General features: G+C 70.6%; 24 protein-coding genes. 1 reads left to right on the plus strand and 23 read right to left on the minus strand.

Features of this window, described 5'->3' with window-relative positions:
• Positions 1-33: 33 nt before the first annotated feature.
• The 14 genes from OG975_RS08490 to pyrR form a co-directional block, all read right to left on the minus strand.
• The gene (locus OG975_RS08490) at positions 34-2,181 is read right to left on the minus strand and encodes a primosomal protein N' (RefSeq protein WP_406328506.1); all 2,148 of its coding nucleotides are present in this window, start codon (positions 2,179-2,181) and stop codon (positions 34-36) included.
• Positions 2,182-2,407: 226 nt separating this feature from the next.
• Complete coding sequence (gene metK / locus OG975_RS08495; RefSeq protein WP_330303162.1) at positions 2,408-3,616, minus strand: methionine adenosyltransferase; 1,209 nt, start codon at positions 3,614-3,616, stop codon at positions 2,408-2,410.
• Positions 3,617-3,855: 239 nt separating this feature from the next.
• Positions 3,856-5,058, minus strand: coding sequence for a bifunctional phosphopantothenoylcysteine decarboxylase/phosphopantothenate--cysteine ligase CoaBC (gene coaBC, locus OG975_RS08500; protein WP_406336201.1), 1,203 nt, complete (start codon positions 5,056-5,058; stop codon positions 3,856-3,858).
• A 116-nt stretch (positions 5,059-5,174) separates the two neighbouring features.
• Positions 5,175-5,447, minus strand: coding sequence for a DNA-directed RNA polymerase subunit omega (rpoZ, locus tag OG975_RS08505; RefSeq protein ID WP_003982715.1), 273 nt, complete (start codon positions 5,445-5,447; stop codon positions 5,175-5,177).
• 37 nt (positions 5,448-5,484) lie between these two features.
• On the minus strand, positions 5,485-6,042 hold the full coding sequence (gene gmk / locus OG975_RS08510) for a guanylate kinase (RefSeq protein WP_406328508.1): 558 nt from the start codon (positions 6,040-6,042) through the stop codon (positions 5,485-5,487).
• 37 nt (positions 6,043-6,079) lie between these two features.
• Positions 6,080-6,403, minus strand: a complete 324-nt coding sequence (locus OG975_RS08515; protein WP_016638838.1) for an integration host factor — start codon at positions 6,401-6,403, stop codon at positions 6,080-6,082.
• Positions 6,404-6,681: 278 nt separating this feature from the next.
• Positions 6,682-7,524: an orotidine-5'-phosphate decarboxylase gene (gene pyrF, locus OG975_RS08520; protein ID WP_406328509.1), complete on the minus strand. Its 843-nt coding sequence runs from the start codon at positions 7,522-7,524 to the stop codon at positions 6,682-6,684.
• Positions 7,521-8,627: a quinone-dependent dihydroorotate dehydrogenase gene (locus OG975_RS08525; protein WP_406336202.1), complete on the minus strand. Its 1,107-nt coding sequence runs from the start codon at positions 8,625-8,627 to the stop codon at positions 7,521-7,523. The genes pyrF and OG975_RS08525 overlap by 4 nt, the downstream gene beginning before the upstream one ends.
• Before the next feature lie 99 nt (positions 8,628-8,726).
• Positions 8,727-12,035 carry a carbamoyl-phosphate synthase large subunit gene (carB, locus tag OG975_RS08530; protein ID WP_406328510.1) on the minus strand — a complete coding sequence of 1,103 codons (3,309 nt, stop codon included), beginning with the start codon at positions 12,033-12,035 and terminating at the stop codon, positions 8,727-8,729.
• Positions 12,028-13,185: a glutamine-hydrolyzing carbamoyl-phosphate synthase small subunit gene (carA, locus tag OG975_RS08535; protein WP_406328512.1), complete on the minus strand. Its 1,158-nt coding sequence runs from the start codon at positions 13,183-13,185 to the stop codon at positions 12,028-12,030. Before carA ends, carB begins: the two co-directional genes overlap by 8 nt.
• On the minus strand, positions 13,182-13,730 hold the full coding sequence (locus OG975_RS08540) for a hypothetical protein (protein WP_406336203.1): 549 nt from the start codon (positions 13,728-13,730) through the stop codon (positions 13,182-13,184). Before OG975_RS08540 ends, carA begins: the two co-directional genes overlap by 4 nt.
• A gap of 14 nt (positions 13,731-13,744) precedes the next feature.
• On the minus strand, positions 13,745-15,040 hold the full coding sequence (locus OG975_RS08545) for a dihydroorotase (RefSeq protein ID WP_406328513.1): 1,296 nt from the start codon (positions 15,038-15,040) through the stop codon (positions 13,745-13,747).
• A 4-nt stretch (positions 15,041-15,044) separates the two neighbouring features.
• Positions 15,045-16,022: an aspartate carbamoyltransferase catalytic subunit gene (locus OG975_RS08550; RefSeq protein ID WP_406328515.1), complete on the minus strand. Its 978-nt coding sequence runs from the start codon at positions 16,020-16,022 to the stop codon at positions 15,045-15,047.
• An 88-nt stretch (positions 16,023-16,110) separates the two neighbouring features.
• Positions 16,111-16,701, minus strand: coding sequence for a bifunctional pyr operon transcriptional regulator/uracil phosphoribosyltransferase PyrR (gene pyrR, locus OG975_RS08555; protein WP_406328517.1), 591 nt, complete (start codon positions 16,699-16,701; stop codon positions 16,111-16,113).
• 254 nt (positions 16,702-16,955) lie between these two features.
• Between pyrR and bldD the strand changes: the two genes are divergently transcribed.
• Entirely contained in the window at positions 16,956-17,456 is a 501-nt protein-coding gene (gene bldD, locus OG975_RS08560) for a transcriptional regulator BldD (protein WP_067366005.1), read from the plus strand.
• A gap of 241 nt (positions 17,457-17,697) precedes the next feature.
• On the opposite strand, the gene nusB is transcribed toward bldD, so the two are convergent.
• From nusB to OG975_RS08605, 9 genes are all read right to left on the minus strand, one after another.
• Complete coding sequence (gene nusB, locus OG975_RS08565; protein ID WP_406328519.1) at positions 17,698-18,132, minus strand: transcription antitermination factor NusB; 435 nt, start codon at positions 18,130-18,132, stop codon at positions 17,698-17,700.
• 2 nt (positions 18,133-18,134) lie between these two features.
• Complete coding sequence (gene efp / locus OG975_RS08570; protein WP_330303171.1) at positions 18,135-18,701, minus strand: elongation factor P; 567 nt, start codon at positions 18,699-18,701, stop codon at positions 18,135-18,137.
• 59 nt (positions 18,702-18,760) lie between these two features.
• Positions 18,761-19,867 (minus strand): M24 family metallopeptidase, encoded by a 1,107-nt coding sequence (locus OG975_RS08575; protein WP_369256700.1) that lies wholly within the window; start codon positions 19,865-19,867, stop codon positions 18,761-18,763.
• A 91-nt stretch (positions 19,868-19,958) separates the two neighbouring features.
• Positions 19,959-20,864, minus strand: a complete 906-nt coding sequence (locus OG975_RS08580; RefSeq protein ID WP_406328522.1) for a Pro-rich N-terminal domain-containing protein — start codon at positions 20,862-20,864, stop codon at positions 19,959-19,961.
• A 194-nt stretch (positions 20,865-21,058) separates the two neighbouring features.
• Positions 21,059-22,150, minus strand: coding sequence for a 3-dehydroquinate synthase (gene aroB, locus OG975_RS08585; RefSeq protein WP_330303174.1), 1,092 nt, complete (start codon positions 22,148-22,150; stop codon positions 21,059-21,061).
• Entirely contained in the window at positions 22,147-22,629 is a 483-nt protein-coding gene (locus OG975_RS08590; RefSeq protein WP_406336205.1) for a shikimate kinase, read from the minus strand. Before OG975_RS08590 ends, aroB begins: the two co-directional genes overlap by 4 nt.
• A 29-nt stretch (positions 22,630-22,658) precedes the next feature.
• Complete coding sequence (gene aroC, locus OG975_RS08595) at positions 22,659-23,843, minus strand: chorismate synthase (RefSeq protein ID WP_406328523.1); 1,185 nt, start codon at positions 23,841-23,843, stop codon at positions 22,659-22,661.
• A 219-nt stretch (positions 23,844-24,062) separates the two neighbouring features.
• Complete coding sequence (locus OG975_RS08600) at positions 24,063-24,521, minus strand: (2Fe-2S)-binding protein (RefSeq protein ID WP_330303176.1); 459 nt, start codon at positions 24,519-24,521, stop codon at positions 24,063-24,065.
• A gap of 25 nt (positions 24,522-24,546) precedes the next feature.
• Positions 24,547-26,754 (minus strand): molybdopterin cofactor-binding domain-containing protein, encoded by a 2,208-nt coding sequence (locus tag OG975_RS08605; RefSeq protein ID WP_406328525.1) that lies wholly within the window; start codon positions 26,752-26,754, stop codon positions 24,547-24,549.
• Positions 26,755-26,870: the final 116 nt, after the last annotated feature.

A 26,870-nucleotide genomic window follows, 5' to 3' on the forward strand; every position in this document is an offset into this window, starting at 1 on the left:
CACAGCCGTCACCCGACGTTCATGGTCACACCGTCACCCGATGTCCGGCGGATCGACCCGAATCCGTACGGGCTCACTCCCCCCACGCGCCATCCGCGCCGCCTGCGCGGTCTTCAGCGCGGCCGCGAGCGCGGCTCCGCTCCCCGGCGGCACCCGAATGAGCGCACGCTCCCAATGCTCCCCGGGCGGCGGCCCGCCAACCCGCCGCGGACGCCCGGCCTCCGTGACGGCCATCGGCACGGGCCCCAACATCTCCGCGTCGCCAGGCAGTTCGGCCGCGGCGAGAAACCCGGCGAGGGCCTCCGGCGTACCGGAGACGGCCGCCATCCGTGAGACAGGCGGAAACCCCAGCTCGGCCCGCTCGGCGAGCTCACGCACCGCGTGCCCGACCGGGTCCCACCGTACGAGCGCCTGAACGGGCCGCAGGGTCGGCTCGGCGACGACCACCACCGTGCCCCCGGCCCCCTGTGGACGTACGAGCGACGCAGCCGCCATCCACCGCCGCAACGCGTCCTCACCGGCCCGCAGATCGGGCCGCCCGAGCATCGCCCAGCCGTCGAGCAGCAACGCTGCGGCATAGCCGCCCTCGGCCACGGGCTCGGCCCCGGGCGTACTGACGACGAGGGCGGGCGCCTCGGACACCGTGTCCAACACCTGCTCCCGCCCGGACGTCCGCACCGCCACGGCCGGAAACGCCCGCCCCAGCTCCTCGGCGGTACGCCGCGCCCCGACGATCTGGGCCCGCAGCCGGAACCCGCCACACTCGGGGCAGTGCCAGGCCGCCTCGTCCCGCCCGCACCACGCGCACCGCAGCACCCCGGCGTCCTGCCCCTCCAACGGCCCGGCGCAGTGCCGGCACCGCGCGGGCGCCCGGCATTGCGCACACGCCATCCGGGGCACATACCCCCGCCGGGGGACCTGCACGAGCACGGGCCCCTGCCGCAGCCCCTCTCTGACGATCTGCCAGGCGAGCGTGGGCAGCCGCGCGGCCCGAGCGGCCTCGTCCCGCGCGAGATCCCCGTCTCCCACGGTCCGCACGAGCGGCGCGGTCCCCCGCACCTGCTCCCGCTCCGCGACCAACGGCAGCGCCCATCCGCTCTCGACGAGCTGTGCCGCCTCGACGGTGCAGCTCCAACTGCCCAGCAGAAAGGCGCACTTGTCATGGGCGGCCCTCAGCAGCAGCACTTCCCGCGCATGCGGCTGGGGCGCGTGCGGCTCGCTGTGGCTGCCGTCCCCGTCGTCCCAGATGACGACGAGCCCCAGATCCCGCACAGGCGCGAACATGGCGGCCCGGGTCCCGACAACGGCCCGTACGGACCCACGCCGCACGGCCAGCCACTCCCGATACCGCTTCTCGGGCCCGGCCTCGGCGGTGAGCACCGCATGCCGCCCTTCCCCCAGCAACGAGGAGAGCGCGGCGTCCACACGCGCCACGGCCCGCCCGTCCGGTACGACGACGAGCGCGCCCCGCCCCGAGGCGAGCGTCGCGCCCACGGCCCTGGCGATTTCCTCGGCCCAGCCGGGCCCTGGCAACGCGTTCCACACGGCCCGCGGTGCCCCGCCCGCGGCGAGCGATTCCAGGAAGGCCGCCCCCCGCCCGTACCGCACCCAGGACCCGACCGCGGGCACACCGGGAGCCGGCAGCGGCGCGGGCGAGGGCTTCTGTTCGGCCCGCGCGTTCCTCGGCGGCACCGCGAGTTGCAGCACATCGGCGAGGCTGCCCGCATACCGGTCGGCGACGGCCCGTGCGAGCCCCAGCAGCTCGGGCCCGAGCACAGGCTCGGGAGACACCACCTGGGCCAGCGCGGCGAGCGGCCCGGAGTAGTCGGACTCGGCGAGCCGCTCGACGAGAAACCCGTCGATCAGCCCGCCCCCCTCACGTCGCCCGCCGCGCACATTGCGTCCCCCGGCGCCGAAGCGCACCCGGACCCGCACCCCCGGCCGAGCGGTCTCGTCCAGCTCCTCGGGCACCGCGTAGTCGAAGTACCGGTCGAGATGCAGGACACCCTTGTCGACCAGCACGCGCGCGACGGGCTGCTCCTTGGCAAGCGCGGCCCCCCGCCACGTCCGCGGCTTCGCCTTGGGCTCCCTGGCCTTGCGCACACCCTCACGAATCAGCGCAAGCTGCTCGGGCGGCGCACCCTCCGCGCCACCCTCACCCCGCCCATTCGCGCTGCTCACAGCAACATTCCTACCAGACGGCACTGACACCGCCGCCCGCCCGAGATCAACCCGGCCGCGGATCACGAACGCCTGAGGGAGCGTCTGCCATGAGCCACTCGGCCATACCGGTCCAGGACCGGCAGCAGGATTCGAACCTGCCCGGAACACCACCCGACGAACCGACACATGAAACGGCGAGGCCCGGCGCCCCCAAAGGGCACCGGGCCTCGCCGAACAGCTGGTTCTACAGGCCGGCGGCCTTGCGCAGCGCGTCCACCCGGTCCGTGCGCTCCCACGTGAAGTCGGGCAGCTCGCGACCGAAGTGGCCGTACGCGGCGGTCTGGGAGTAGATCGGGCGCAGCAGGTCGAGGTCGCGGATGATGGCCGCCGGGCGGAGGTCGAAGACCTCCGTGATGGCGGTCTCGATCTTCTCGGCGTCGACCTTGGCGGTGCCGAAGGTCTCGACGAAGAGGCCGACGGGCTCGGCCTTGCCGATGGCGTAGGCGACCTGGACCTCGCAGCGGGAGGCGAGGCCAGCGGCGACGACGTTCTTGGCGACCCAGCGCATCGCGTACGCCGCCGAGCGGTCGACCTTGGACGGGTCCTTGCCGGAGAAGGCGCCGCCGCCGTGGCGGGCCATGCCGCCGTACGTGTCGATGATGATCTTGCGGCCGGTCAGGCCGGCGTCGCCCATCGGGCCACCGATCTCGAAGCGGCCGGTGGGGTTGACCAGGAGGCGGTAGCCCTCGGTCTCCAGCTTGATGCCGTCGTCGAGGAGGGCCTTCAGCTCCGGCTCGACCACGAACTCGCGGATGTCGGGCGCGAGGAGGGAGTCCAGGTCGATGTCGCTCGCGTGCTGCGAGGAGACGACGACCGTGTCCAGGCGGACCGCCTTGTCACCGTCGTACTCGATGGTGACCTGGGTCTTTCCGTCGGGACGGAGGTAGGGGATCGTGCCGTTCTTGCGGACCTCGGACAGCCGCTTGGACAGCTTGTGCGCCAGGTGGATCGGCAGCGGCATCAGATTCGGCGTCTCGTCCGTCGCGTACCCGAACATCAGGCCCTGGTCGCCGGCGCCCTGCTTGTCCAGCTCGTCCTCGTCGCCCTCGACACGCTGCTCGTACGCCGTGTCGACGCCCTGCGCGATGTCCGGGGACTGGGAGCCGATCGACACCGACACGCCACAGGAAGCGCCGTCGAAGCCCTTCTTCGACGAGTCGTAGCCGATCTCCAGGATCTTGTCCCGGACCAGCTGGGCGATCGGCGCGTACGCCTTGGTCGTGACCTCGCCGGCCACATGCACCAGGCCGGTCGTGATCAGCGTCTCCACGGCGACCCGGGACGTCGGGTCCTCGCGCAGAAGCGCATCGAGAATGGTGTCGCTGATCTGGTCAGCGATCTTGTCGGGGTGTCCCTCGGTAACAGACTCCGAGGTGAACAGGCGACGGGACACAACGCTCCCTGAGGTTGCAGCGGCTGCTGGCTGATCATTGGCGGACGGGACGAGAGCTGCGCTCGGCGTCGTCCGGGGACAGTTTATCGGTCGCGCTCGCCCGCGGCCCCCCTGTCTCGCTTCTCGGAAGCGCTGTGACCTGCGGCACGGGCATTCTGCGCCATGGCGCTCGGTCTCCACCAGAGTCGCCGCAGCGGTTTTCGCGCGGATGGAGGCGTCTGTTGAGGTGAATGAGACATTCACCTCAGACGGCGTGTCACCAGGTCCCAGACGGTATCGGCCAGAGCTTCCTTGGGTCCGTACGGCACCGGGGTCTCACTGCCGTCGGCTCCCAGCACCACGGCCTCGTTCTCCTCGGAACCGAAGGTCTTGCGCTCCCCCACCTCGTTCACGACGAGGAGGTCGCATCCCTTGCGCTCCAGTTTCGTACGACCGTTGGCGAGGACGTCGTCCGTCTCGGCGGCGAAGCCGACGACCACCTGGCCGGGGCGCGGACGGTCCGCCGATATCTCCGCGAGGACGTCCGGATTACGGATCAGAACGACCGGCTCCGGTTCCTGGCCGTCCTTCTTCTTGATTTTCCCGGCCGCGTACGCCGCCGGGCGGAAGTCCGCCACCGCCGCGGCCATCACCACGGCGTCGGCGTCCGAGGCCGCCTTCAGCACCGCCTCGCGCAGCTGCACGGCGGTCCCCACCTGGACGACGTCCACGCCCGCCGGGTCCGGCAGCCCGGTGTTCGCGGCGATCAGCGTGACCCGGGCGCCCCGCGCGGCCGCGGTGCGGGCGAGGGCGTACCCCTGCTTGCCGGAGGAGCGGTTGCCGAGGAAGCGGACCGGGTCGAGCGGCTCGCGCGTGCCGCCCGCGCTGACGACGACGTGACGGCCGGCGAGATCCGGCTCGGTGACGCCGCGTGCGAGGACGCGGCGACAGATCTCGAAGATCTCCCCCGGGTCGGGCAGCCGGCCCTTGCCGGTGTCCACGCCGGTCAGACGCCCCACCGCGGGCTCGATGACGACGGCGCCGCGGCGGCGCAGCGTCGCCACGTTCTCCTGAGTGGCCGGGTGTTCCCACATCTCGGTGTGCATGGCGGGCGCGAAGACGACCGGACAGCGAGCGGTGAGCAGGGTGTTCGTGAGGAGGTCGTCGGCCAGGCCGTGGGCCGCCTTGGCCAGCATGTCGGCGGTCGCGGGGGCCACGACCACCAGGTCGGCGTGCTGTCCGATGCGGACGTGCGGGACCTCGTGGACGTCCGACCAGACCTCGGTGGAGACGGGATTGCCGGAGAGCGCGGACCAGGTGGCGGCGCCGACGAAGTGCAGCGCGGACTCGGTGGGGACGACCCGTACGTCGTGGCCCGACTCCGTCAGCCTGCGCAGCAGCTCACAGGCCTTGTACGCGGCGATGCCACCGCTGACCCCCAGAACGACCTTCGGCTTGCCCACCAGGGCCTCCCCGCACTCGAGACACGCACGCCCCGGCTCGAAGACGTACGACTCCATGACACACCACAGGCCCGACAGTCGCGCCGCCGGGCCTGGGATGAGGAAATAAACAGTGACTACTGAGCGGGGCCCTCAACGGCCTCGGACGTCAGCAGACCCGCGTTGATCTCACGCAGGGCGATGGAGAGCGGCTTCTCGTGGACGTGGGTGTCCACGAGCGGACCGACGTACTCGAGGAGGCCCTCGCCGAGCTGGGAGTAGTACGCGTTGATCTGACGGGCGCGCTTGGCGGCGTAGATCACGAGGCTGTACTTCGAGTCGGTGGCCTCAAGAAGCTCGTCGATCGGAGGGTTGATGATGCCCTCGGGCGCGGTGATGGAAGAGGACACGCTCTGCCTTCCGAAAGGTGGAAAAAGACCTGAAAGATCAAACAACTTCCATCAAGGCTAGCAGCTCGCGTGCTACGTCCTCGACGGAGGTGTTGACCAGGGTGACATCGAACTCCGGCTCGGCCGCCAGCTCGATCTTGGCCGCCTCCAGGCGGCGCTCGATCACCTCGGGCGGCTCGGTGCCCCGCCCGGTGAGCCTGCGCACCAGCTCCTCCCAGGAGGGAGGAGCCAGGAACACGAGCTGGGCCTCGGGCATGGACTCACGGACCAGCCGGGCGCCCTGGAGGTCGATCTCCAGGAGGACCGGCTCACCCGCCTCCAGCCGCTCCAGGACGGCCGCACGCGGTGTCCCGTAACGGTTGCCGGCGAATTCGGCCCACTCCAGGAGCTCGCCGTTGGCGATCAGCTTGTCCATCTCCTCGTCGGTGACGAAGAAGTAGTGGACTCCATGCTTCTCACCGGGGCGCGGCTTGCGGGTCGTCGCCGACACCGAGAGCCAGACCTCGGGGTGTTCCTTGCGCATATGGGCGACGACCGTGCTCTTGCCGACCCCTGAGGGGCCGGAGAGCACGGTCAGCCGCGGACGTTCACTCATGCGGCGATTATTCCAGCAATCCTGGTATGCCCAGGACTCAGGCGCCGGAGCCGCCGAACTCACGCTCCAAGGAGGCGATCTGGTTCGAGCCGAGGCCACGCACGCGGCGGCTCTCGGAGATCCCGAGTCGCTCCATGATCTGCTTGGCGCGGACCTTGCCCACGCCCGGCAGGGACTCGAGGAGAGCGGAGACCTTCATCTTGCCGATGACGTCATTCTCCTGGCCCTGCTTGATGACCTCGTGAAGGGAGGCGCCGGAGTGCTTGAGTCGATTCTTGACCTCGGCCCGCTCCCGGCGAGCCGCGGCGGCCTTTTCGAGCGCGGCTGCGCGCTGTTCAGGGGTAAGGGGCGGAAGAGCCACGCCTACGTCACCTCGGATGTCGATCTGTCGGATACGGACCGGTGAGGAACCTAGTCGCCCCACACCTGGGGAGCCACGAGCAACACGCTTGCCCGTTCACCCTGCGTCGGAGACTAGCGGGCAAGTCCGCCAGAGTCAGCGAGAACAGCGGAAAAGTCCTGGTCAGCCTCCCTGGAGCCCGACATTTCCGACATACTGCCCCGGATTTGAGGATGTATTCAGACTCAAGGCGCTCCGAAGACACTCATCGGAGGACTGCCGAGCGGCCGTCGGAGGACTCAGGCGGCCGTCACAGCCGCCCGGATCTCCTCCGCGAAGCGTTCCGCGGACTCCCGCAGCGCGACCACGTCGGGACCGTGACGCAGAACACCCCGGCTGACGTTCGGGACGACATTGCGCACCGCCGCCCCGAAGACACCCGCCAGATCGGCCGCCGTGGCCCCCTGGGCGCCGATTCCGGGCGCGAGGAGAGGTCCGTTGATGTCCAGGTCGTAGGAGGAGAGGTCGCCCAGTGTGGCGCCGACGACCGCGCCGAAGGAGCCCAGGGGCGTCTCCCCCGCGTTCTCGGCGGCCAGGTGCGCGAGCATCGTCGCTCCGACGTTCCGGCCGTCCCCGCGGACCGCGTGCTGCACCTCGCCGCCCTCCGGGTTGGAGGTGAGCGCGAGCACGAAGAGCCCGGCCCCGCTCTCGCGCGCCAGCTCCACCGCGGGCTTCAGCGAGCCGTAGCCCAGATACGGCGACACGGTCAGCGCGTCCGAGAAGAGCGGCGCGTCCTTGCGCAGGAAGGTCTCCGCGTACGCGGCCATGGTCGAGCCGATGTCGCCGCGCTTGGCGTCCATCACGACCAGCGCCCCGGCCGCCCGCGCCTCCTCGACCGACTTCTCCAGGACGGCGATCCCGCGCGACCCGAAGCGCTCGAAGAACGCGCTCTGCGGCTTGAGGACGGCGACCCGGTCGGCCAGCGCCTCGACGACCGTGCGGCTGAAGCGCTCCAGGCCCGCGATGTCGTCGTTCAGACCCCAGTCGGCGAGCAGGGAGGCGTGCGGGTCGATGCCCACGCACAGCGGGCCGCGCTCCTCCATGGCACGGCGAAGACGTGCGCCAAAAGGTTCCAGGCTCATGCGGACTTCCTCACGTCGGCGCCGACCGCGTCGGCGAGGGTGGCGTACGGGCTCGTACGGAGGCGCGCGGCGAGCCCCTTGTGGATGGCGCGACCCCAGAAGGGGCCCTCGTAGATGAAGGCGCTGTAGCCCTGGACCAGCGTGGCGCCGGCCAGGATGCGCTGCCAGGCGTCCTCGGCGTTCTCGATGCCGCCGACGCCCACCAGGGTGATCCGGTCGCCCACGCGCGCGTAGAGGCGGCGCAGCACCTCCAGGGAGCGTGCCTTCAGCGGGGCGCCGGAGAGTCCGCCGGTCTCCTTGACCAGGGAGGGCCCGGACTTCAAACCGAGTCCCTCGCGCGCGATGGTGGTGTTCGTGGCGATGATCCCGTCCAGGCCGAGCTCGACGGCCAGGTCGGCGACCGCGTCGACGTCCTCGTCGGCGAGGTCGGGCGCGATCTTGACGAGGAGCGGCACACGCCGGTCGGTGACCGCGCGGTCGGCGGCCTCGCGGACGGCGCTCAGGAGGGGCCGCAGCGCCTCCGTGGCCTGCAGATTGCGCAGGCCCGGCGTGTTCGGCGAGCTCACATTGACCACGAGATAGTCGGCGTGCCGGGCGAGCCGCTCGGTCGACTTCACGTAGTCGCCGACGGCCTCCTCCTCGGGGACGACCTTGGTCTTGCCGATGTTGACGCCCACGACGGTCCTGAAGACGGGCGTACGAGCCCCCAGGCGCTCGCTGACGGCCGCGGAACCCTCGTTGTTGAACCCCATGCGGTTGATCAGCGCCCGGTCCGGCACAAGGCGGAACAGCCGCTTCTTGGGGTTGCCGGGCTGCGGCTCCCCCGTCACGGTGCCGATCTCGATGTGGTCGAAGCCGAGCATCGACATCCCGTCGACGGCGACCGCGTTCTTGTCGAAGCCGGCCGCGAGCCCGAACGGGCCGTGCATCCGCAGCCCGAACGCCTCGGTCCGCAGTTCCTTGAACCGGGGCGCGAGCGCGGCGGCGATGAAGGTGCGCAGCACGGGGATGCGGACGGCGAGCCGGATCCAGCGGAAGGCCAGATAGTGGGCCTGCTCCGGGTCCATCCGCTTGAAGACGAGGTTGAAGAAGAGCTTGTACATGGTCATGTCCTCGGAAGAGCCCGGTGAAGGGGTCTGAAGAACCCGGTGAGGGGTCTCATGAAGAGGGGGACACCGTTTCCGGTGTCCCCCTCAGGGCTGCTAGTCGCGGGCCGCGGTCAGATGTTCGGCGTGTTCCTGGAGTGAACGCACGCCCACGTCACCGTGGTTGAGCGCGTCGATGCCCTGGACGGCGGCGGCGAGCGCCTGGACCGTCGTCAGACATGGCACGGACCGGGCCACGGCGGCCGTACGGATCTCGTAGCCGTCGAGGCGGCCACCGGTGCCGTACGGCGTGTTGACGATGAGGTCGACCTGGCCGTCGTGGATGAGCTGGACGATGGTCTTCTCGCCGTTCGGGCCCTCGCCCTCGCTCTGCTTCCGCACGACCGTGGCGTTGAGGCCGTTGCGCTTGAGCACCTCGGCCGTGCCGGACGTGGCGAGCAACTCGAAGCCGTGGGCGACGAGTTCACGCGCCGGGAAGATCATCGAGCGCTTGTCGCGGTTGGCGACCGAGATGAAGGCGCGGCCCTTGGTCGGCAGCGGACCGTACGCGCCCGCCTGGGACTTGGCGTACGCCGTGCCGAACACCGAGTCGATGCCCATGACTTCACCGGTGGAGCGCATCTCCGGGCCGAGCACCGTGTCGACGCCGCGCCCGTGGATGTCGCGGAACCGCGACCACGGCATGACGGCTTCCTTGACGGAGATCGGCGCGTCCAGCGGGAGCGTGCCGCCGTCACCGTTGGCGGGGAGCAGCCCCTCGGCGCGCAGTTCTGCGACGGTCGCGCCCAGCGAGATCCGGGCGGCGGCCTTCGCCAGCGGCACCGCGGTCGCCTTCGAGGTGAAGGGGACGGTGCGCGAGGCACGCGGGTTGGCTTCGAGGACGTACAGGATGTCGCCCGCCATGGCGAACTGGATGTTGATCAGTCCGCGGACCCCGACACCCTTCGCGATGGCCTCGGTGGAGGCCCGCAGGCGCTTGATGTCGAACCCGCCGAGCGTGATCGGGGGCAGCGCGCACGCCGAGTCGCCGGAGTGGATACCGGCCTCCTCGATGTGCTCCATGACGCCGCCGAGGTACAGCTCCTCACCGTCGTACAGCGCGTCGACGTCGATCTCGATCGCGTCGTCGAGGAACCGGTCGACCAGGACGGGCCGGGAGGGGCTGATCTCGGTCGACTCGGCGATGTAGGAGGACAGCCGCGTCTCGTCGTACACGATCTCCATGCCGCGCCCGCCGAGCACGTACGACGGCCGTACGAGGACGGGGTAGCCGATCTCGTCGGCGATGGCCTTGGCCCCGGCGAACGTGGTGGCCGTGCCGTGCTTGGGGGCCGGGAGACCGGCCTCCGCGAGGACCTGCCCGAAGGCGCCGCGGTCCTCGGCGGCGTGGATCGCCTCGGGGGGCGTACCGACGATCGGCACGCCGTTGTCCTTCAGCGCCTGCGCCAGGCCCAGCGGGGTCTGGCCGCCGAGCTGCACGATCACGCCCGCGACCGGACCGGCCAGCGTCTCCGCGTGGACGATCTCCAGCACGTCTTCGAGCGTCAGCGGCTCGAAGTACAGGCGGTCGGAGGTGTCGTAGTCCGTGGAGACGGTCTCGGGGTTGCAGTTGACCATCACGGTCTCGTAGCCGGCGTCGCTGAGCGCGAAGGAGGCGTGGACGCAGGAGTAGTCGAACTCGATGCCCTGGCCGATGCGGTTCGGGCCGGAGCCCAGGATGATGACGGCCGGCTTCTCGCGGGAGGCGACCTCCGTCTCCTCGTCGTAGGAGGAGTAGAAGTACGGCGTATTGGCCGCGAACTCGGCGGCGCAGGTGTCGACCGTTTTGTACACCGGGCGCACGCCCAGCGCGTGCCGCACCTCGCGTACGACGTCCTCGCGGAGCCCGCGGATCTCGGCGATCTGCGCGTCGGAGAAGCCGTGCCGCTTGGCCTCGGCGAGCAGTTCCGGTTCCAGCTTGTCGGCGGCGGCGAGCTCGTCCGCGATCTCCTTGATCAGGAACAGCTGGTCGACGAACCACGGGTCGATCTTCGTCGCCTCGAAGACCTCCTCGGGCGTGGCGCCCGCGCGGATGGCCTGCATGACGGAGTTGATGCGCCCGTCGGTCGGCCGCACGGCCTCCGCCAGCAGCTCGCCCTTGTCGCCGGGCTCGCCGACGAAGGTGAACTGGCTGCCCTTCTTCTCCAGCGAGCGCAGCGCCTTCTGCAGCGCCTCGGTGAAGTTGCGGCCGATCGCCATGGCCTCGCCGACCGACTTCATGGTCGTGGTGAGGGTGGAGTCGGCGCTCGGGAACTTCTCGAAGGCGAAGCGCGGGGCCTTGACCACGACGTAGTCGAGCGTCGGCTCGAAGGACGCCGGGGTCTTCTCGGTGATGTCGTTCGGGATCTCGTCCAGCGTGTAGCCGACGGCGAGCTTCGCGGCGATCTTGGCGATCGGGAAGCCGGTCGCCTTGGAGGCGAGGGCCGAGGAGCGGGACACGCGCGGGTTCATCTCGATGACGATGACCCGGCCGTCCTCGGGGTTCACCGCGAACTGGATGTTGCAGCCGCCGGTGTCGACGCCGACCTCGCGGATGACCGCGATGCCGATGTCGCGCAGGATCTGGTACTCGCGGTCGGTGAGCGTCATCGACGGGGCGACGGTGATCGAGTCACCGGTGTGCACGCCCATGGGGTCGAAGTTCTCGATGGAGCAGACGACCACGACGTTGTCGTGCTTGTCGCGCATCAGCTCCAGCTCGTACTCCTTCCAGCCGAGGATGGACTCCTCCAGGAGCACCTCGGTGGTCGGGGAGAGCGTCAGGCCCTGACCGGCGATGCGGCGCAGCTCCTCCTCGTCGTGCGCGAAGCCGGAGCCGGCGCCGCCCATGGTGAAGGAGGGGCGGACGACGACGGGGTAGCCGCCGAGGGTCTCGACGCCCCCGAGCACGTCGTCCATGGAGTGGCAGATCACGGACCGGGCGGACTCGCCGTACCCGATCTTCGCGTTCACCGCCTCCACGACGCCCTTGAAGAGGTCGCGGTCCTCGCCCTTGTTGATCGCCTCGACGTTGGCGCCGATGAGCTCGACGCCGTACTTCTCGAGGGTCCCGGACTCGTGCAGCGAGATGGCGGTGTTGAGCGCCGTCTGACCGCCGAGGGTGGGCAGCAGGGCGTCCGGCCGCTCCTTGGCGATGATCTTCTCGACGAACTCCGGGGTGATCGGCTCGACGTACGTGGCGTCGGCGATCTCCGGGTCGGTCATGATCGTCGCCGGGTTGGAGTTGACCAGGATGACCCTGAGCCCCTCGGCGCGCAGGATGCGGCACGCCTGGGTGCCGGAGTAGTCGAACTCGGCGGCCTGGCCGATGACGATCGGGCCGGAGCCGATGACCAGGACGGACTGGATATCGGTGCGCTTAGGCACGCTGGCCCTCCATCAGGGATACGAAGCGGTCGAACAGGTAGGCGGCGTCGTGCGGGCCCGCTGCCGCTTCGGGGTGGTACTGGACGCTGAAGGCCGGCTGGTCGAGGAGGTGAAGCCCCTCGACGACCTGGTCGTTCAGGCAGACGTGGGAGACCTCGGCGCGGCCGTAGGGGGTCTCGGAGACCTTGTCGAGCGGGGCGTCGACGGCGAAGCCGTGGTTGTGCGCGGTGACCTCGACCTTGCCGGTCGTGCGGTCCTGCACGGGCTGGTTGATGCCGCGGTGGCCGTACTTCAGCTTGTAGGTGCCGAAGCCGAGCGCGCGGCCCAGGATCTGGTTGCCGAAGCAGATGCCGAAGAGCGGCGTCTTGCGGGCGAGCACTTCCTGCATGACGGCCACCGGGCCGTCGGCGGTCGCCGGGTCGCCGGGGCCGTTGGAAAAGAAGACACCGTCGGGGTTCACGGCGTACACGTCCTCGGCCGTGGCCGTCGCGGGCAGCACGTGCACCTCGATGCCGCGCTCGGCCATACGGTGCGGAGTCATGCCCTTGATGCCCAGGTCGACGGCGGCGACGGTGAAGCGCTTCTCGCCGATCGCGGGGACGACGTACGTCTCCTTGGTGGCGACCTCGGCGGCGAGGTTCGCGCCCTGCATCTCGGGCGCCTGGCGGACCTCGGCGAGCATCGTGCCCTCGTCGGGCAGCGCGTTGCCGGAGAAGATGCCGACCCGCATGGCGCCGCGCTCGCGCAGGTGGCGGGTGAGCGCACGCGTGTCGATGCCGCTGATGCCGACGACGCCCTGCTTGCGGAGCTCCTCGTCCAGCGAGCGCCGGGAGCGCCAGTTGGAGGGCACGCGCGCGGGGTCGCGTACGACGTAGCCCGCGACCCAGATCCGCTGCGACTCGGGGTCCTCGTCGTTGACGCCGGTGTTGCCGATGTGCGGGGCGGTCATCACGACGACCTGGCGGTGGTACGACGGGTCGGTGAGGGTCTCCTGGTAGCCGGTCATGCCGGTGGAGAACACCGCTTCGCCGAAGGTCTCCCCCACGGCCCCGTAGGCGCGGCCACGGAACATCCGGCCGTCCTCCAGGACGAGTACGGCGGGAGCTGCCTTGTGCCTCTGCGAGGCGACTCCCTGGATGGAGGTCGTCATCGTGCGCCTTCCGTTTCCGTCTTGTTGATCATGTTGGTCAGGGTCTCGACCCACTCGTTGTGCTCGGCCGCGCGGTCCGAGCGGAACCCGGAGTCGATCAGCTTGTCACCGTGCGCCCATGTGACGATGAGCAGTCCGCCCTCGCTGAGGACCTTGCCGGCGATTCCCTTGCCGAGCAGGGCCTCGCGCAGCGCCTCGGCCGGGATGAAGAAGTCGGTGGCCCCGGGGCGTACGACGTCCAGTCCCGCGTCCGTCAGCGTGAGCTCGACCAGGCTGCGGGTGCCCAGGCCGTGCGCCACGATACGGTCGAGCCACTGCCCGGCGGTGGTGGAACCGTGGTAGCGGCCGCTCATGTTCAGTCTCGCCGGGCCCGCATCTTCCGGCGCGGTGGGGAGCTCGGGCAGGTCACCTTGGAGGGTGCCGCGCCACTTCCAGCCCTCGCGCATCAGCCAGTAGACGAGGGCGACGAAGAGGGCCAGGCCGACGAGCCAGCCGGCCCGGGCGGCCCAGTCGGTCACTTCCGCCGACTTCTGTTCGGCGGCCATCGAGATGAGAGGTGTCACGCGAGCTTCCCGTCGACGAGGGTGGCCTTGCCCCGCAGCCAGGTGTGCGTGACCCGGCCCGGCAGCTCACGGCCCTCGTAGGGAGTGTTGCGGCTGCGCGAGGCGAAGCCCGCGGGGTCCACGGCCCCACGGTATTCCGTGTCGACCAGCGTGAGGTTGGCGGGCTCACCTGCCGAGACGGGGCGGCCGTGGCCCTGCGCCTGGCCGATCCGCGCGGGCTTGACGGACATGCGGTCGGCGACGCCGGCCCAGTCGAGCAGTCCGGTCTCGATCATCGTCTGCTGCACGACGGACAGGGCGGTCTCGAGCCCCACCATGCCCATGGCGGCGGCGGCCCACTCGCAGTCCTTGTCCTCGTGCGGGTGCGGCGCGTGGTCGGTGGCGACGATGTCGATCGTGCCGTCGGCGAGCGCCTCGCGCAGGGCCATGACGTCACGCTCGGTGCGCAGCGGCGGGTTGACCTTGTAGACCGGGTTGTACGTGCGGGCCAGCTCGTCGGTGAGGAGCAGGTGGTGCGGGGTGACCTCGGCGGTGACGTCGATGCCGCGGGACTTGGCCCAGCGCACGATCTCGACGCTGCCGGCGGTCGACAGGTGGCAGATGTGGACGCGGGAGCCGACGTGCTCGGCGAGCAGGACGTCCCGGGCGATGATCGATTCCTCGGCCACCGCCGGCCAGCCGCCGAGCCCCAGCTCGGCGGAGACGACGCCCTCGTTCATCTGGGCGCCCTCGGTGAGGCGGGGCTCCTGCGCGTGCTGCGCGACCACGCCGCCGAAGGCCTTCACGTATTCGAGCGCCCGGCGCATGATCACGGCGTCGTCCACGCACTTGCCGTCGTCGGAGAAGACGGTCACCCCGGCCGCGGACTCGTGCATCGCGCCCAGCTCGGCGAGCTTCTTGCCCTCCAGGCCGACCGTGACGGCGCCGATGGGCTGCACATCGCAGTAGCCGTGCTCCTGGCCGAGCCGGTAGACCTGCTCGACCACACCGGCGGTGTCGGCGACCGGGAAGGTGTTGGCCATGGCGAACACGGCGGTGTAGCCGCCGCTCGCCGCCGCCCGGGTACCGGTCAGCACGGTCTCGGAGTCCTCGCGGCCCGGCTCGCGCAGATGGGTGTGCAGGTCGACGAGACCGGGGAGCAGCACCTTGCCGTCGGCCTCGACTACCTCGGCGCCCTCGACGGCCTCGTCGGGGAGACCGGTACCGACCGCCTCGATGACAGCTCCGTCGATCAGCACGTCCTGCGGCTCGCCGCCGAGCACCTTCGCACCGCGGATCAGGATCTTGCTCATGGTCTTACTTCTCCTCGGTACGGGTGTGGGTGACGGCGGGCTCGTTGCCGCCAAGGAGCAGGTACAGCACGGCCATCCGGATCGAGACTCCGTTGGCGACCTGCTCGACGACGGTGCAGCGCTCGGAGTCGGCAACCTCGGCGGTGATCTCCATGCCGCGGACCATCGGGCCGGGGTGCATCACGATGGCGTGCTCGGGCATCTTGGCCATGCGCTCGCCGTCGAGGCCGTAGCGCCGCGAGTACTCGCGCTCGGTCGGGAAGAACGCCGCGTTCATCCGCTCGCGCTGGACGCGCAGCATCATCACCGCGTCGGACTTGGAGAGGGTGCTGTCGAGGTCGTACGAGATCTCGCAGGGCCAGGTCTCGACGCCGACCGGCACCAGGGTGGGCGGGGCGACGAGGGTGACCTCGGCGCCGAGGGTGTGCAGCAGATCGACGTTCGAGCGGGCGACCCGGCTGTGCAGGACGTCGCCGACGATCGTGATGCGCTTGCCGGACAGGTCCTGGCCGATCCCGGCGTCGCGGCCGACCAGCCGGCGGCGCATGGTGAAGGCGTCGAGCAGTGCCTGCGTGGGGTGCTGGTGGGTGCCGTCGCCCGCGTTGATGACGGCGGCGTCGATCCAGCCGGAGGTGGCGAGCCGGTAGGGGGCACCGGAGGCGCCGTGCCGGATGACGACGGCGTCGACGCCCATGGCTTCGAGGGTCTGGGCGGTGTCCTTGAGGGACTCGCCCTTGGAGACGCTCGACCCCTTGGCGGTGAAGTTGATGACGTCCGCGGAGAGGCGCTTCTCGGCGGCCTCGAAGGAGATCCGGGTGCGGGTCGAGTCCTCGAAGAAGAGGTTGACGACGGTGCGGCCGCGCAGGGTCGGCAGCTTCTTGATCGGCCGGTCGGCGACCCGGGCCATCTCCTCGGCGGTGTCGAGGATCAGGACGGCGTCGTCGCGGGTGAGGTCGGCGGCCGAGATGAGATGACGCTGCATCTGTCAGGCTCCGTAAGGCAGTTCAGTTCGGGAGGATTCGGGCAGGCAGGGCGCGCAGGGGCGTACGACAGCGGCGTACGCCCGAGGGCTACTGCGGTGCGTCCGCGGAGGTCCGCTTCGCACCGAGCAGCACGGTGTCGCGACCGTCCTCCTCGGCGAGCTGGACCTTGACCGTCTCCCGCAACGACGTGGGGAGGTTCTTGCCGACGTAGTCGGCGCGGATGGGCAGTTCGCGGTGGCCGCGGTCGACGAGGACCGCGAGCTGCACGGCGCGCGGGCGGCCGATGTCGTTCAGCGCGTCGAGCGCCGCGCGAATCGTGCGGCCGGAGAAGAGCACGTCGTCGACGAGGACGACGAGACGGCCGTCGATGCCGTCGCCGGGGATCTCGGTGCGGGCCAGCGCACGCGGCGGGTGCATGCGCAGGTCGTCGCGGTACATGGTGATGTCGAGGGATCCGACCGGGATCTTGCGATCGGTGATTTCTTCGAGCTTGTCGGCCAGCCTGCGGGCCAGGAAGACGCCTCGGGTCGGAATGCCGAGGAGCACCACGTCGTCGGCGCCCTTGGCGCGTTCGACGATCTCGTGGGCGATGCGGGTCAGCACCCGCGCGATGTCGGGGGCTTCCAGCACGGGCCGTGCGCCGGCCTCGTACTGCTGCTTGTCGTGCTCTGTGTCCATACGAAACGGACCTCCTTCTCCGCCTCACGGGACGGATCATTAAAGGACGTCGGAATTGCGCCATCCACGGTACCAGCCCGGCAACGTCCCTGATCACCACCCATTCGAGCCACCGCGGGTGACTCCCACGGAAGGGTCGGTCCGGACCATTCGGCTTGACGGGGAAGAGTAACGCTGCGTAACCTCACTGTGAGTCACAAGAGTCACCAGCCGCGCGGCGGAGCCGCACGTTGATACAGCGTCCGGGGAGCTATATGTCCAGCGAATACGCCAAACAGCTCGGGGCCAAGCTCCGGGCCATCCGCACCCAGCAGGGCCTTTCCCTCCACGGCGTCGAGGAGAAGTCCCAGGGACGCTGGAAGGCGGTCGTGGTCGGTTCGTACGAGCGCGGCGACCGCGCCGTCACCGTGCAGCGCCTCGCGGAGCTGGCGGACTTCTACGGGGTTCCGGTGCAGGAGCTGCTGCCGGGCACCACGCCGGGCGGGGCCGCCGAGCCGCCGCCGAAGCTGGTTCTCGACCTTGAGCGCCTTGCCCACGTGCCGGCCGAGAAGGCGGGCCCCCTGCAGCGCTACGCGGCGACGATCCAGTCGCAGCGCGGTGACTACAACGGCAAGGTGCTGTCGATCCGCCAGGACGACCTGCGCACGCTCGCCGTCATCTACGACCAGTCGCCCTCGGTCCTGACCGAGCAGCTGATCAGCTGGGGCGTCCTGGACGCGGACGCGCGTCGCGCGGTCTCCCACGACGAGGGCTGATCCCTTCGCACAGCTGAGCAGAAACGTGCCGCCGGGGTGGCCGGAACATCGCGTTCCGGCCACCCCGGCGGCTTTCTGCGAGCCTCGGGAGCCTCACGGGTACGGGAACGCCGGAGGGCCCGCAGCAGACGCGCTGCGGGCCCTCCGGCGTTTTTCGTACCTCCGCGTACCTCGGCATACCCCGGCGTACCTCTCGTACGGCCGTGTACGCCTCGTACGTCTAAGCGGTGCCGGGCACCGCTCAGTCCTCGTCGCGGCGGAGCGACGGCTTCAGGTCCTTCAGCCGGCCCAGCAGGCCGTTCACGAACGAGGGCGACTCGTCCGTGGAGAACTCCTTGGCCAGCTGCACCGCCTCGTCGAGCACCACGGCGTCCGGGGTCTCGTCGACCCAGATCAGCTCGTAGGCACCGAGGCGCAGGATGTTGCGGTCGACGACCGGCATCCTGTCCAGCGTCCAGCCGACGGCATACTGCGCGATGAGGTCGTCGATCCGGCGCACCTTGGTGGCGTACCCCTCGACCAGCTGCATCGTGTACTCGCTCACCGGCGGCTGCCGGGTGTCGGACCGGGAGTGCCGGATCCAGTCCGCGAGGACCGTCAGGACGTCCACGCCGCGCTGGTCGCCCTCGAAGAGGATCTGGAAGGCGCGCTTGCGGGCCGTGTTGCGGGCAGCCACGGTTAGCTGTTCACCCGGCCGAGGTAGTCGCTGGTGCGGGTGTCGACCTTGATCTTCTCACCGGTGGTGATGAAGAGCGGGACCTGGATCTGGTGGCCGGTCTCCAGGATGGCGGGCTTGGTGCCACCGGTGGAGCGGTCGCCCTGGACGCCCGGCTCGGTCTCCTGGATGACCAGCTCGACGGCGGCGGGCAGCTCGACGAAGAGCACCTCGCCCTCGTGCTGGGCGACGGTGGCCGTGAAGCCCTCGATCAGGAAGTTGGCGGCATCGCCGACGGACTTGCGGTCGACCATCAGCTGGTCGTACGTGTCCATGTCCATGAAGACGAAGTACTCGCCGTCCATGTACGAGAACTGCATGTCGCGCTTGTCGATCGTGGCCGTCTCGACCTTGACGCCGGCGTTGAACGTCTTGTCGACGACCTTGCCGGAGAGCACGTTCTTCAGCTTGGTGCGCACGAAGGCCGGGCCCTTGCCGGGCTTGACGTGCTGGAACTCGACGACGGACCAGAGCTGGCCTCCGTCGAGCTTGAGCACCAGGCCGTTCTTGAGGTCGTTCGTGGAAGCCACGGTTGCGGAATCTCCTGGACTGACGTGGACGACCCCGGGGCACGCGCATAGCTCGAAGGCTAGAGCGCGAGCAGTTCCTTGGTCGTGATGGTGAGTAGCTCGGGTCCGCCGTCCGCCTCGGGGCGTACGACGAGCGTGTCATCGATCCGGACACCGCCCCGGCCCGGGAGGTGGACCCCCGGTTCGACGGTGACCGGCACGCAAGCGTCCAGTTTACCCATGGCTGCGGGGGCCAGCTGCGGGTCCTCGTCGATTTCGAGCCCCACACCGTGCCCGGTCAGCGGTGGAAGGCCTTCCGCATACCCCGCGGAGTCCAGTACCTGGCGGGCCGCGCGGTCCACGTCACGGTAGGAGGCCCCGGGCGCCAGCGCCTCCCGTCCGGCGCGCTGGGCGGCGAAGACGAGGTCGTACAGCTCGATCTGCCAGTCGGCGGGCGAGGTGCCGATCACGAACGTACGGCCGATCTCGCAGCGGTAGCCGCGATACGTCGCGCCGAGGCAGACGGAGAGGAAGTCACCCTCCTCGACGCGCCGGTCGGTGGGCCGGTGGCCGCGCCGCCCCGAGTTCGGCCCGGTGCCGACCGAGGTCGCGAAGGCCGGGCCGTCGGCGCCGTGGTCGACCAGACGGCGCTCCAGCTCCAGGGCGAGATGGCGTTCGGTACGGCCGACCAGGATGGATTCGAGGAGCTCGCCCAGCGCCTGGTCGGCGATCTCGGCGCCGATCCGCAGACAGGAGATCTCCTCCTCGTCCTTGATGACCCGCAGCTGTTCCACCGCACCGCCCAGGTCACCGAGGCGCAGCCGGGGCGCCACCGAGCCGATGGCCCGGTGCCGGGTCACCGTCAGATGGTGTTCCTCGACCGCGAGGGACTCGGCGCCCTGACCGGCGGCGACATCGGCGGCGGCCACGGCGGGGTCGCCGCCCGCGCGCGGCAGCACCTGCACCCGCAGTGCCTCGTCTGGACGTCCTTCATCGGCCTCGCCGCTCGGCGGGCCGCCGCAGAGCAGCAGATCCTCACCCCTGCCGAGCAGGAGCACGGCACCTCGCGGGGCCGCGCCGGCGAGATACCTCACATTGGCCGGGCGGGTGACGAGGGCCGTCGCACTGCCCCCCGCCGTACAGCGTTCCCGGATCCGCTCTCTGCGCGCCGCGTACACCTCTGACATGAACCGAGCGTACGAGCGGTGGCCAGATGTCGCCGGTTGTGCGGGGCCGGACGTGTGCACAGTGGTGTCCGTGCAGGAGGTTTCTGTGGGTTCACCACTGCGGCGGGCTGGCGATCGACCGGGCGAGCACGTCGTCCAGGACGCGCGCCGTGGCCGGTACGTCGAGCTGCGAGTTGTCGATGATGGGGAGCCCGGAGCCGTACCAGCCGGCCATCCGGCCGTGGATGCGGGCGACTTCCTCGTCGGTGAGGCGGCGGTTGCCGGAGCGCTCGGCGTTGCGCTCCAGGACTATCTCCAGCCCTGGGAGCAGGACGACGGGCAGCAGGCCCGGCCCTACATGCCGCTTCCAGCCGCCGAGGCCGACGACCGGGCGGTCCGGGAACACGGCGTCGTCGAGGATGCAGGAGATGCCGTTGGCCAGGAAGTTCCGCGCCGCGAAGCCGCAGGTGCGGCGGGCGAGACGATACTGCGCCTCAGAATGATCGTTCCATCCCGACTGCGGGTCCGCGAAGCCCGAGCGCACCCATTCGCGTACGTCGTCGAGGCTGATGTGGGCGGTGGGGACCCGGCGGTGGTCCGCCCAGTACTTGGCGACGCTGGTCTTTCCGGCGCCCGCGGGGCCGATGAGGAGCACCGCGAGCGTGGTGGCCGTGAGGTCGGGCGTGCCCGCGGCGGGCGGCGCGCTCGGTATGGCGACGGGGCCGCCCGGGGGCAGCTGCACATGCCCGGTGGTGTCCGGCGTGGGCGGCACGGGCGCGTGGTGTGCGGGCTGGGCCGGAGCGTGGTGCGGGGGCTGCGCGGGAGCGTGGTGCGGAGGCACGTGATGCTGCGGGGCCTGAACTGGAGGAACCCCGGGCGGCATGGGCGCCCCGGTGAAACCCGGAGCGGGTGCGGGACCCGGGTGCCCCGGGTGCTGTCCGGCCGGCGACCAGCCGGCGGCCGGTCCCTGCCCCGGCTGGTGGGGCGGCGGCAGCGGGGCCCCCACTGCGTGCTGCATCCGGGCCACTCCGTCTCGTGCAGGCAATTGGCGCTGGCGAACGGGGTGTCGATCCCGTCCGCTACCGAACGGTACCTTCCCCGGCCGCCGTTGTGTGAACGGCCGGGGAACGTGCGAAGTGCCCATAGTCGAGGGGCAAAACGGGCCAAGTGCGGGCCCGTTGGACGTTACGTCCGCCGTGGGCCCGCCGCTTGCTACTCCCCGACCTCGCCGTACGCGGCGAGCAGGACGGCCGGGTCCGGGCCCTCCAGGACCGTCGGCTTGGCGAGGCCGTCGAGGACGATGAAGCGCAGCAGGTCGCCGCGGGACTTCTTGTCGACCTTCATGTTCTCCAGGAGCTTGGGCCACTGGTCGTAGCGGTAGCTCAGCGGGAGGCCGACGGACTCCAGGATCGTGCGGTGGCGGTCGGCGGTCTCGTCGTCCAGCCGGCCCGCCAGACGGCCGAGTTCGGCGGCGAAGTGCATACCGACGGCGACGGCCGCGCCGTGCCGCCACTTGTAGCGCTCGTTCTTCTCGATGGCGTGCGCGAGGGTGTGCCCGTAGTTGAGGATCTCGCGCAGCCCGGACTCCTTGAGGTCGCCGGAGACGACCTCGGCCTTGACCTTGATGGAGCGCTCGATGAGCTCGGCGGTGTGCGGGCCCGTGGGCGTACGGGCCGCCTCGGGGTCGGACTCGATGAGTTCCAGGATCACCGGGTCGGCGATGAAACCGGCCTTGATGATCTCCGCGAGCCCGGAGACGAAGTCGTTGACCGGCAGCGAGTCGAGCGCGGCCAGGTCGCAGAGCACGCCCGCGGGCGGGTGGAAGGAGCCCACCAGGTTCTTGCCCTCGGCGGTGTTGATGCCGGTCTTGCCGCCGACCGCCGCGTCCACCATGGCGAGCACGGTGGTGGGGACGGCGATCCAGCGCACCCCGCGCAGCCAGGTCGCCGCCACGAAGCCGGCCAGGTCGGTGGTGGAGCCGCCGCCCACGCCGACGATGACGTCGGTGCGGGTGAAGCCGGACTGGCCGAGCGCCTTCCAGCAGTAGGCGGCGACCTCGGCGGTCTTGGCCTCCTCCGCGTTCGGCACCTGGATGGCGACGGCCTCGAAGCCCTGCCCGGCCAGGTCGGCACGGAGCGCGTCACCGGTCTCGGCGAGCGCCTCGGGGTGGATGACCGCGACACGCTTGGCCTTGTCGCCGACCAACGCGCCGAGCTCACCGAGGAGTTGACGGCCGACGAGGACCTCGTAGGGGTCGGTGCCCGCGGTGCCGCCGACCTGGATACGGGTCACTGCCTCGCTCATGCTTCCTTCAACTCCAGTGCGTCGAGGACCGCCTGGGCGACCTCTTCGGGGGTACGGCCGTCGGTGGCCACGACCGCGCGGGCTACTTCGGTGTAGAGGTGACGGCGCGCGTCCATCAGCTCGCGCCACTGCCGGCGCGGGTTGACGGCGAGCAGCGGCCGGGCCGCGTTCAGGCCGGTGCGCTGGACCGCCTCCTCGACGTCCATCGAGAGATAGACGACCCGGTGTCCGGCGAGCAGTGCGCGGGTGTCCTCGTCGAGGATCGCGCCACCGCCGAGCGCCAGGACGCCGTCGTGCTCGGCGAGCGCCTTGTGAACGGCCTGCTTCTCGATGGCGCGGAAGACGGGCTCGCCCTCGTCGACGAAGATGTCGGCGATGGCGCGGCCCTGCTCGGCCACGATGTCGTCGTCCGTGTCCCGGTAGACGCAGCCGAGCCGCTCGGCGACCAGCGCGCCCACCGTGGACTTGCCGACACCCATCGGGCCGACGAGGACGAGGCGCGGAGCGGTCACCGCACGACCAGGTTGTCGAGGTAGGACCGCACGTTGCGGCGGGTCTCCGGGACGCTGTCGCCGCCGAACTTCTCGGCGACCGCGTCCGCCAGGACGAGGGCGACCATGGCCTCGGCGACGATGCCGGCGGCCGGGACCGCGCAGACGTCGGAGCGCTGGTGGTGGGCCTTGGCGGCCTCGCCGGTGGCCACGTCGATGGTGGCGAGCGCGCGCGGCACGGTCGCGATCGGCTTCATCGCGGCACGGACGCGCAGCAGCTCACCGGTGGTCAGACCGCCCTCGGTGCCGCCGGAGCGGCCGGAGGTGCGCCGGATGCCGTCCTCGGTGTGGACGATCTCGTCGTGCGCCTTGGAGCCGGGCACGCGCGCCAGCTCGAAGCCGTCGCCGACCTCGACGCCCTTGATGGCCTGGATGCCCATGAGCGCGGCCGCGAGCCGGGCGTCGAGACGCCGGTCCCAGTGCACGTGCGAGCCGAGGCCCACCGGCACGCCGTACGCCAGCACCTCGACCACGCCGCCGAGCGTGTCGCCGTCCTTGTGGGCCTGGTCGATCTCCGCGACCATCGCCTTCGACGCGTCGGCGTCGAGGCAGCGCACCGGGTCGGCGTCGAGCTTCTCGACGTCCGAGGGCTTGGGGTAGACGCCGTACGGCGCCTTGGCGGCGGCGAGTTCGACGACGTGCGAGACGATCTCGATCCCGGCCGTCTCCTTCAGGTACGAACGGGCCACCGCGCCGAGCGCCACACGGGCGGCGGTCTCACGGGCGGAGGCGCGCTCCAGGATCGGGCGGGCCTCGTCGAAGCCGTACTTCTGCATGCCCGCGAGGTCGGCGTGACCGGGCCGGGGCCGGGTCAGCGGGGCGTTGCGGGCCAGGTCGGCGAGGATCTCCGGGGCGACCGGGTCGGCCGCCATGACCTGCTCCCACTTGGGCCACTCGGTGTTGCCGACCATGATGGCGACCGGGGAGCCCATGGTGAGACCGTGGCGTACGCCACCCAGGAAGGTGACCTCGTCGCGCTCGAACTTCATCCGGGCACCGCGTCCATAGCCCAGGCGCCGCCGGGCAAGGTGGTCCGCCACCATCTGCGTGGTGATCGGCACGCCGGCGGGAAGACCCTCCAGCGTCGCGACAAGTGCGGGACCGTGGGACTCCCCCGCGGTCAGCCAGCGCAACCTGCTCAACGGTGCTCCTCATGCTCGCGCCCTGGTACTGCTGCTGCGTACGCGCGTCCTCGCGTACGGCGACGGCGCGACCGGGTGCGCGGCCCTGGCCCGCCACCTCCGATCCTCCCACGTCTCGGCCCGGGATTCGGCCGCAGGTCCATCAGGCGGACGGACCTCGTCAGGTACCGCGGCCCGCGTACGCCCCATCCGGGTCGCGGCCCGCGTACCTCCCCGACATCACGCCATCCGTGCCGCCGCACTCTTGATCGCCTCGCGGATGCGGAAGTACGTGCCACAGCGGCAGACGTTCGCGATCTCGTCGATGTCGGCGTCCGTGGGGTTCTTCGTGCGCTTCAGCAGGGCGACGGCCGCCATGATCTGGCCGGGCTGGCAGTAGCCGCACTGGGCCACGTCCTGCTCCAGCCAGGCCTCCTGGACCGGATGCAGCTTGTCCCCGTCCGCGAGCCCCTCGATGGTGGTGACCTCCCGGCCCGCGGCCTCGGCGACCGGAACCACGCAGGGCCGCACGGCCTCGCCGTCGAGGTGGCTCGTGCAGGCCTTGCAGACGTCGATGCCACAGCCGTACTTGGGTCCGCGGACGCCGAGCAGATCGCGCAGCGCCCAGAGCAGGGGCAGGTCGTCGGGGGCGTCGACGGTGACGGTCTTCCCGTTGACGGTGAAGGTGTGGGAGGGCATGTACGGGCTCCTGGTACGCGAGGTCTCAGCGCGGGAAGGGGGTGAAGTCGACGTCGAAGTTCACCGGGAAGCTGCGCGGCTTGGTGCCGGTGGCCCGCGCGTAGGCGTTGGCGATGGCGCCCACGGCGGCGGGAACGCCCAGCTCACCCGCTCCGCCGGGATCGTGGTCCGTCGGCAGGACGAAGATCCGTACGTCCTTCGGGGAGTCCTTCTGGCGCGCGTAGTGGAACTGCGAGTAGCTGCCTTCCAGCGGAAGCCCCTTGTCGATGTGGAGCCCGGCCCGCAGCGTGGTGGAGATCGCGTCCGTGAGTCCGCCGAGCAGCTGTGCCTCAAGGCCGCGCGGATTGATGGGCCGCCCGACGTCCGCCGCGATCACCGCCTTCGTGACCCGGGGCTTCGCGGGATCGGTGGCGTCGATCTCCACCAGGCAGGCGGTGCAGGACTTGTACTCCTCGTGGAAGCCGACTCCCTGCGCCCAGCCCGAGGGCAGCGTCCGGCCCCAGTCGCCTTCCTCGGCGACCTTGTCGAGGACGGCGCGCTGCCGGTCGGTCTTGAGGAAGGAGCGCCGGAAAGCGACTGGATCCTTACCGAGCTTCGCCGCCAGCTCGTCGACGACGATCTCCTCGGCGCCTCTGGTGTTGGCGGAGTACACCGAGCGCCACGACCCGGTGTGCATCTTCAACGGCACTTCGGTGAGCGCCTGGGTGGTGACGCCGAAGTTGTACGGGGACTTCACCGTGGTCAGGAACAGGGTCTGCGCGAAGGTGGCGTTGCCGAGGCCGGTGGGCAGCGAGGCCGCGGCGGCGGTGATCGCGTCCCCGAGACCGTGCCGGAAGTCGGTCTCCACGGCGGCCACCTGGTGGACGAAGGTGAGGACCTGGCCGGCGGCGTAGGTGGCGCGGATCCTGTGGTGTGTCGCGGGCCGCATCCGGCCGTGCCGCATGTCGTCGACGCGCGACCACATCAGCCGCACCGGGCGGCCGCTCTTCTTGGACACGACGGCCGCCTCCAGGGCGGCGTCGTAGAACAGCCGGCGCCCGAAGGAGCCGCCCGACTGCACCACATGCACCTTGACCTTGCCCACCGGCAGTCCGACGGCCTGCGCGATCGCGGCCTGGGCGACGACCGGCGACTTCATGCCCGACCAGATCTCGGCCCCGTCCGCCCGTACGTCGGCCACGGCGGAGTTGGTCTCCATCGGCGCGTGACTGGCGAACGCGAAGTCGAACTCGGCGTCCACCTTCTTGACCAGCAGCCCGAGCAGATCGAGGGACGGCGTCGCCGCCTTCAGCTTCGCGCGGATGTCGTCGTCGGAGAGGGCGTCGACCGTGCCACCGCCCCAGACGACGTCCAGGGCGTTCTTGGCATCGAGGGCCTGACCGAAGGTCTCGGCGATCACGGCGACGCCGGTGTCGATGGTGACCACGTCGAGGACGCCGGGCATGGCGCGAACGACGGCCTCGTTGTTCACCGCCTTCACGGTGCCGTTGACGGTCGGCGGGCGGCGCACCATGCAGGGCTTGGCGCCGGGGATGTCGAGGTCGAGCGTGTAGACCTGTCCGCCGGTGACCAGCGCCCTGGCGTCGATACGGGAGGTGGGGGTGCCGACGAGGGTGTGCTCGGACTCCTTCTTCGGCGTGACGGCCGGCGAGCCGAGGTCGAAGGAGGCGGCGGCCGCCGAGAGTGCCCCGTAGGAGGCGGTGCGGCCGTCGGGTGCGCTCACCACCCCTTGACGGACCGTCAAGTCCCCTGCGCTCACGCCCCATTGCTTGGCCGCCGCGCCAACCATGCGTGCGCGCGCGGCGGCAGCGGTGTGCCGTACGGGGTCGTACAGCGAGCGGATGGAGTTGGAGCTGCCGGTCAGCTGATTGAAGAGCAACTCGGGCCGGGCATCGTCCAGTTGGACACGTACCCGGTCGAGCGGCGTGTCCAACTCCTCAGCCACCAGCATGGCCACCGCGGTGGTCAGGCCCTGCCCGACCTCTTCCCTCGGCAGCCGGAAATGGACGATGCCGTCCTCGTCGACGCTCAGGACCAGCATGCCCGAGGTGGGCTTGCCCGCCAGGATCAGCAGATCACCGAGGTCGACCAGATCGGCGGGCGCGGGCAGGGTGGGGATGGCCGCCTCGGCGGTGCCGGGTTCATAGACGTCCAGACCGATCTTGGTGGCAACGGCCAAGGTGGGCGCGGCCACCAGGTAGGTGAGAAACCTGCGCCTGCCGTGTCCAGTCATGGGGGCTCCGTTCACGCGCCCGCCGCCGTCGCCGGGCCGTCCGGAGATCATTACCGGAGGTAAGCCTGGCGTTCAAGAGCGCACACATGATCGGACCATCAGCCGCCAACCCCTCA

Origin of the sequence: Streptomyces sp. NBC_00203 (assembly GCF_045206325.1) — a bacterium.
GTDB classification, from domain to species: domain Bacteria; phylum Actinomycetota; class Actinomycetes; order Streptomycetales; family Streptomycetaceae; genus Streptomyces; species Streptomyces lutosisoli.

Bases quoted from the DNA above. Each gene is read 5' to 3' on its own strand.
- pyrF (WP_406328509.1), bottom strand. From the start codon at position 7,524: ATGAGCCTGGAACCTTTTGGCGCACGTCTTCGCCGTGCCATGGAGGAG.
- bldD (WP_067366005.1), top strand. From the start codon at position 16,956: ATGTCCAGCGAATACGCCAAACAGCTCGGGGCCAAGCTCCGGGCCATC.
- OG975_RS08550 (WP_406328515.1), bottom strand. From the start codon at position 16,022: ATGCAGCGTCATCTCATCTCGGCCGCCGACCTCACCCGCGACGACGCC.
- OG975_RS08545 (WP_406328513.1), bottom strand. From the start codon at position 15,040: ATGAGCAAGATCCTGATCCGCGGTGCGAAGGTGCTCGGCGGCGAGCCG.
- OG975_RS08575 (WP_369256700.1), bottom strand. From the start codon at position 19,867: ATGTCAGAGGTGTACGCGGCGCGCAGAGAGCGGATCCGGGAACGCTGT.
- OG975_RS08590 (WP_406336205.1), bottom strand. From the start codon at position 22,629: ATGGGTGTCGGCAAGTCCACGGTGGGCGCGCTGGTCGCCGAGCGGCTC.
- aroB (WP_330303174.1), bottom strand. From the start codon at position 22,150: ATGAGCGAGGCAGTGACCCGTATCCAGGTCGGCGGCACCGCGGGCACC.
- OG975_RS08540 (WP_406336203.1), bottom strand. From the start codon at position 13,730: ATGGCCGCCGAACAGAAGTCGGCGGAAGTGACCGACTGGGCCGCCCGG.
- OG975_RS08525 (WP_406336202.1), bottom strand. From the start codon at position 8,627: ATGTACAAGCTCTTCTTCAACCTCGTCTTCAAGCGGATGGACCCGGAG.
- carA (WP_406328512.1), bottom strand. From the start codon at position 13,185: ATGACGACCTCCATCCAGGGAGTCGCCTCGCAGAGGCACAAGGCAGCT.
- OG975_RS08605 (WP_406328525.1), bottom strand. From the start codon at position 26,754: ATGACTGGACACGGCAGGCGCAGGTTTCTCACCTACCTGGTGGCCGCG.
- gmk (WP_406328508.1), bottom strand. From the start codon at position 6,042: ATGAGTGAACGTCCGCGGCTGACCGTGCTCTCCGGCCCCTCAGGGGTC.
- OG975_RS08600 (WP_330303176.1), bottom strand. From the start codon at position 24,521: ATGCCCTCCCACACCTTCACCGTCAACGGGAAGACCGTCACCGTCGAC.
- pyrR (WP_406328517.1), bottom strand. From the start codon at position 16,701: ATGGACACAGAGCACGACAAGCAGCAGTACGAGGCCGGCGCACGGCCC.
- OG975_RS08580 (WP_406328522.1), bottom strand. From the start codon at position 20,864: ATGCAGCACGCAGTGGGGGCCCCGCTGCCGCCGCCCCACCAGCCGGGG.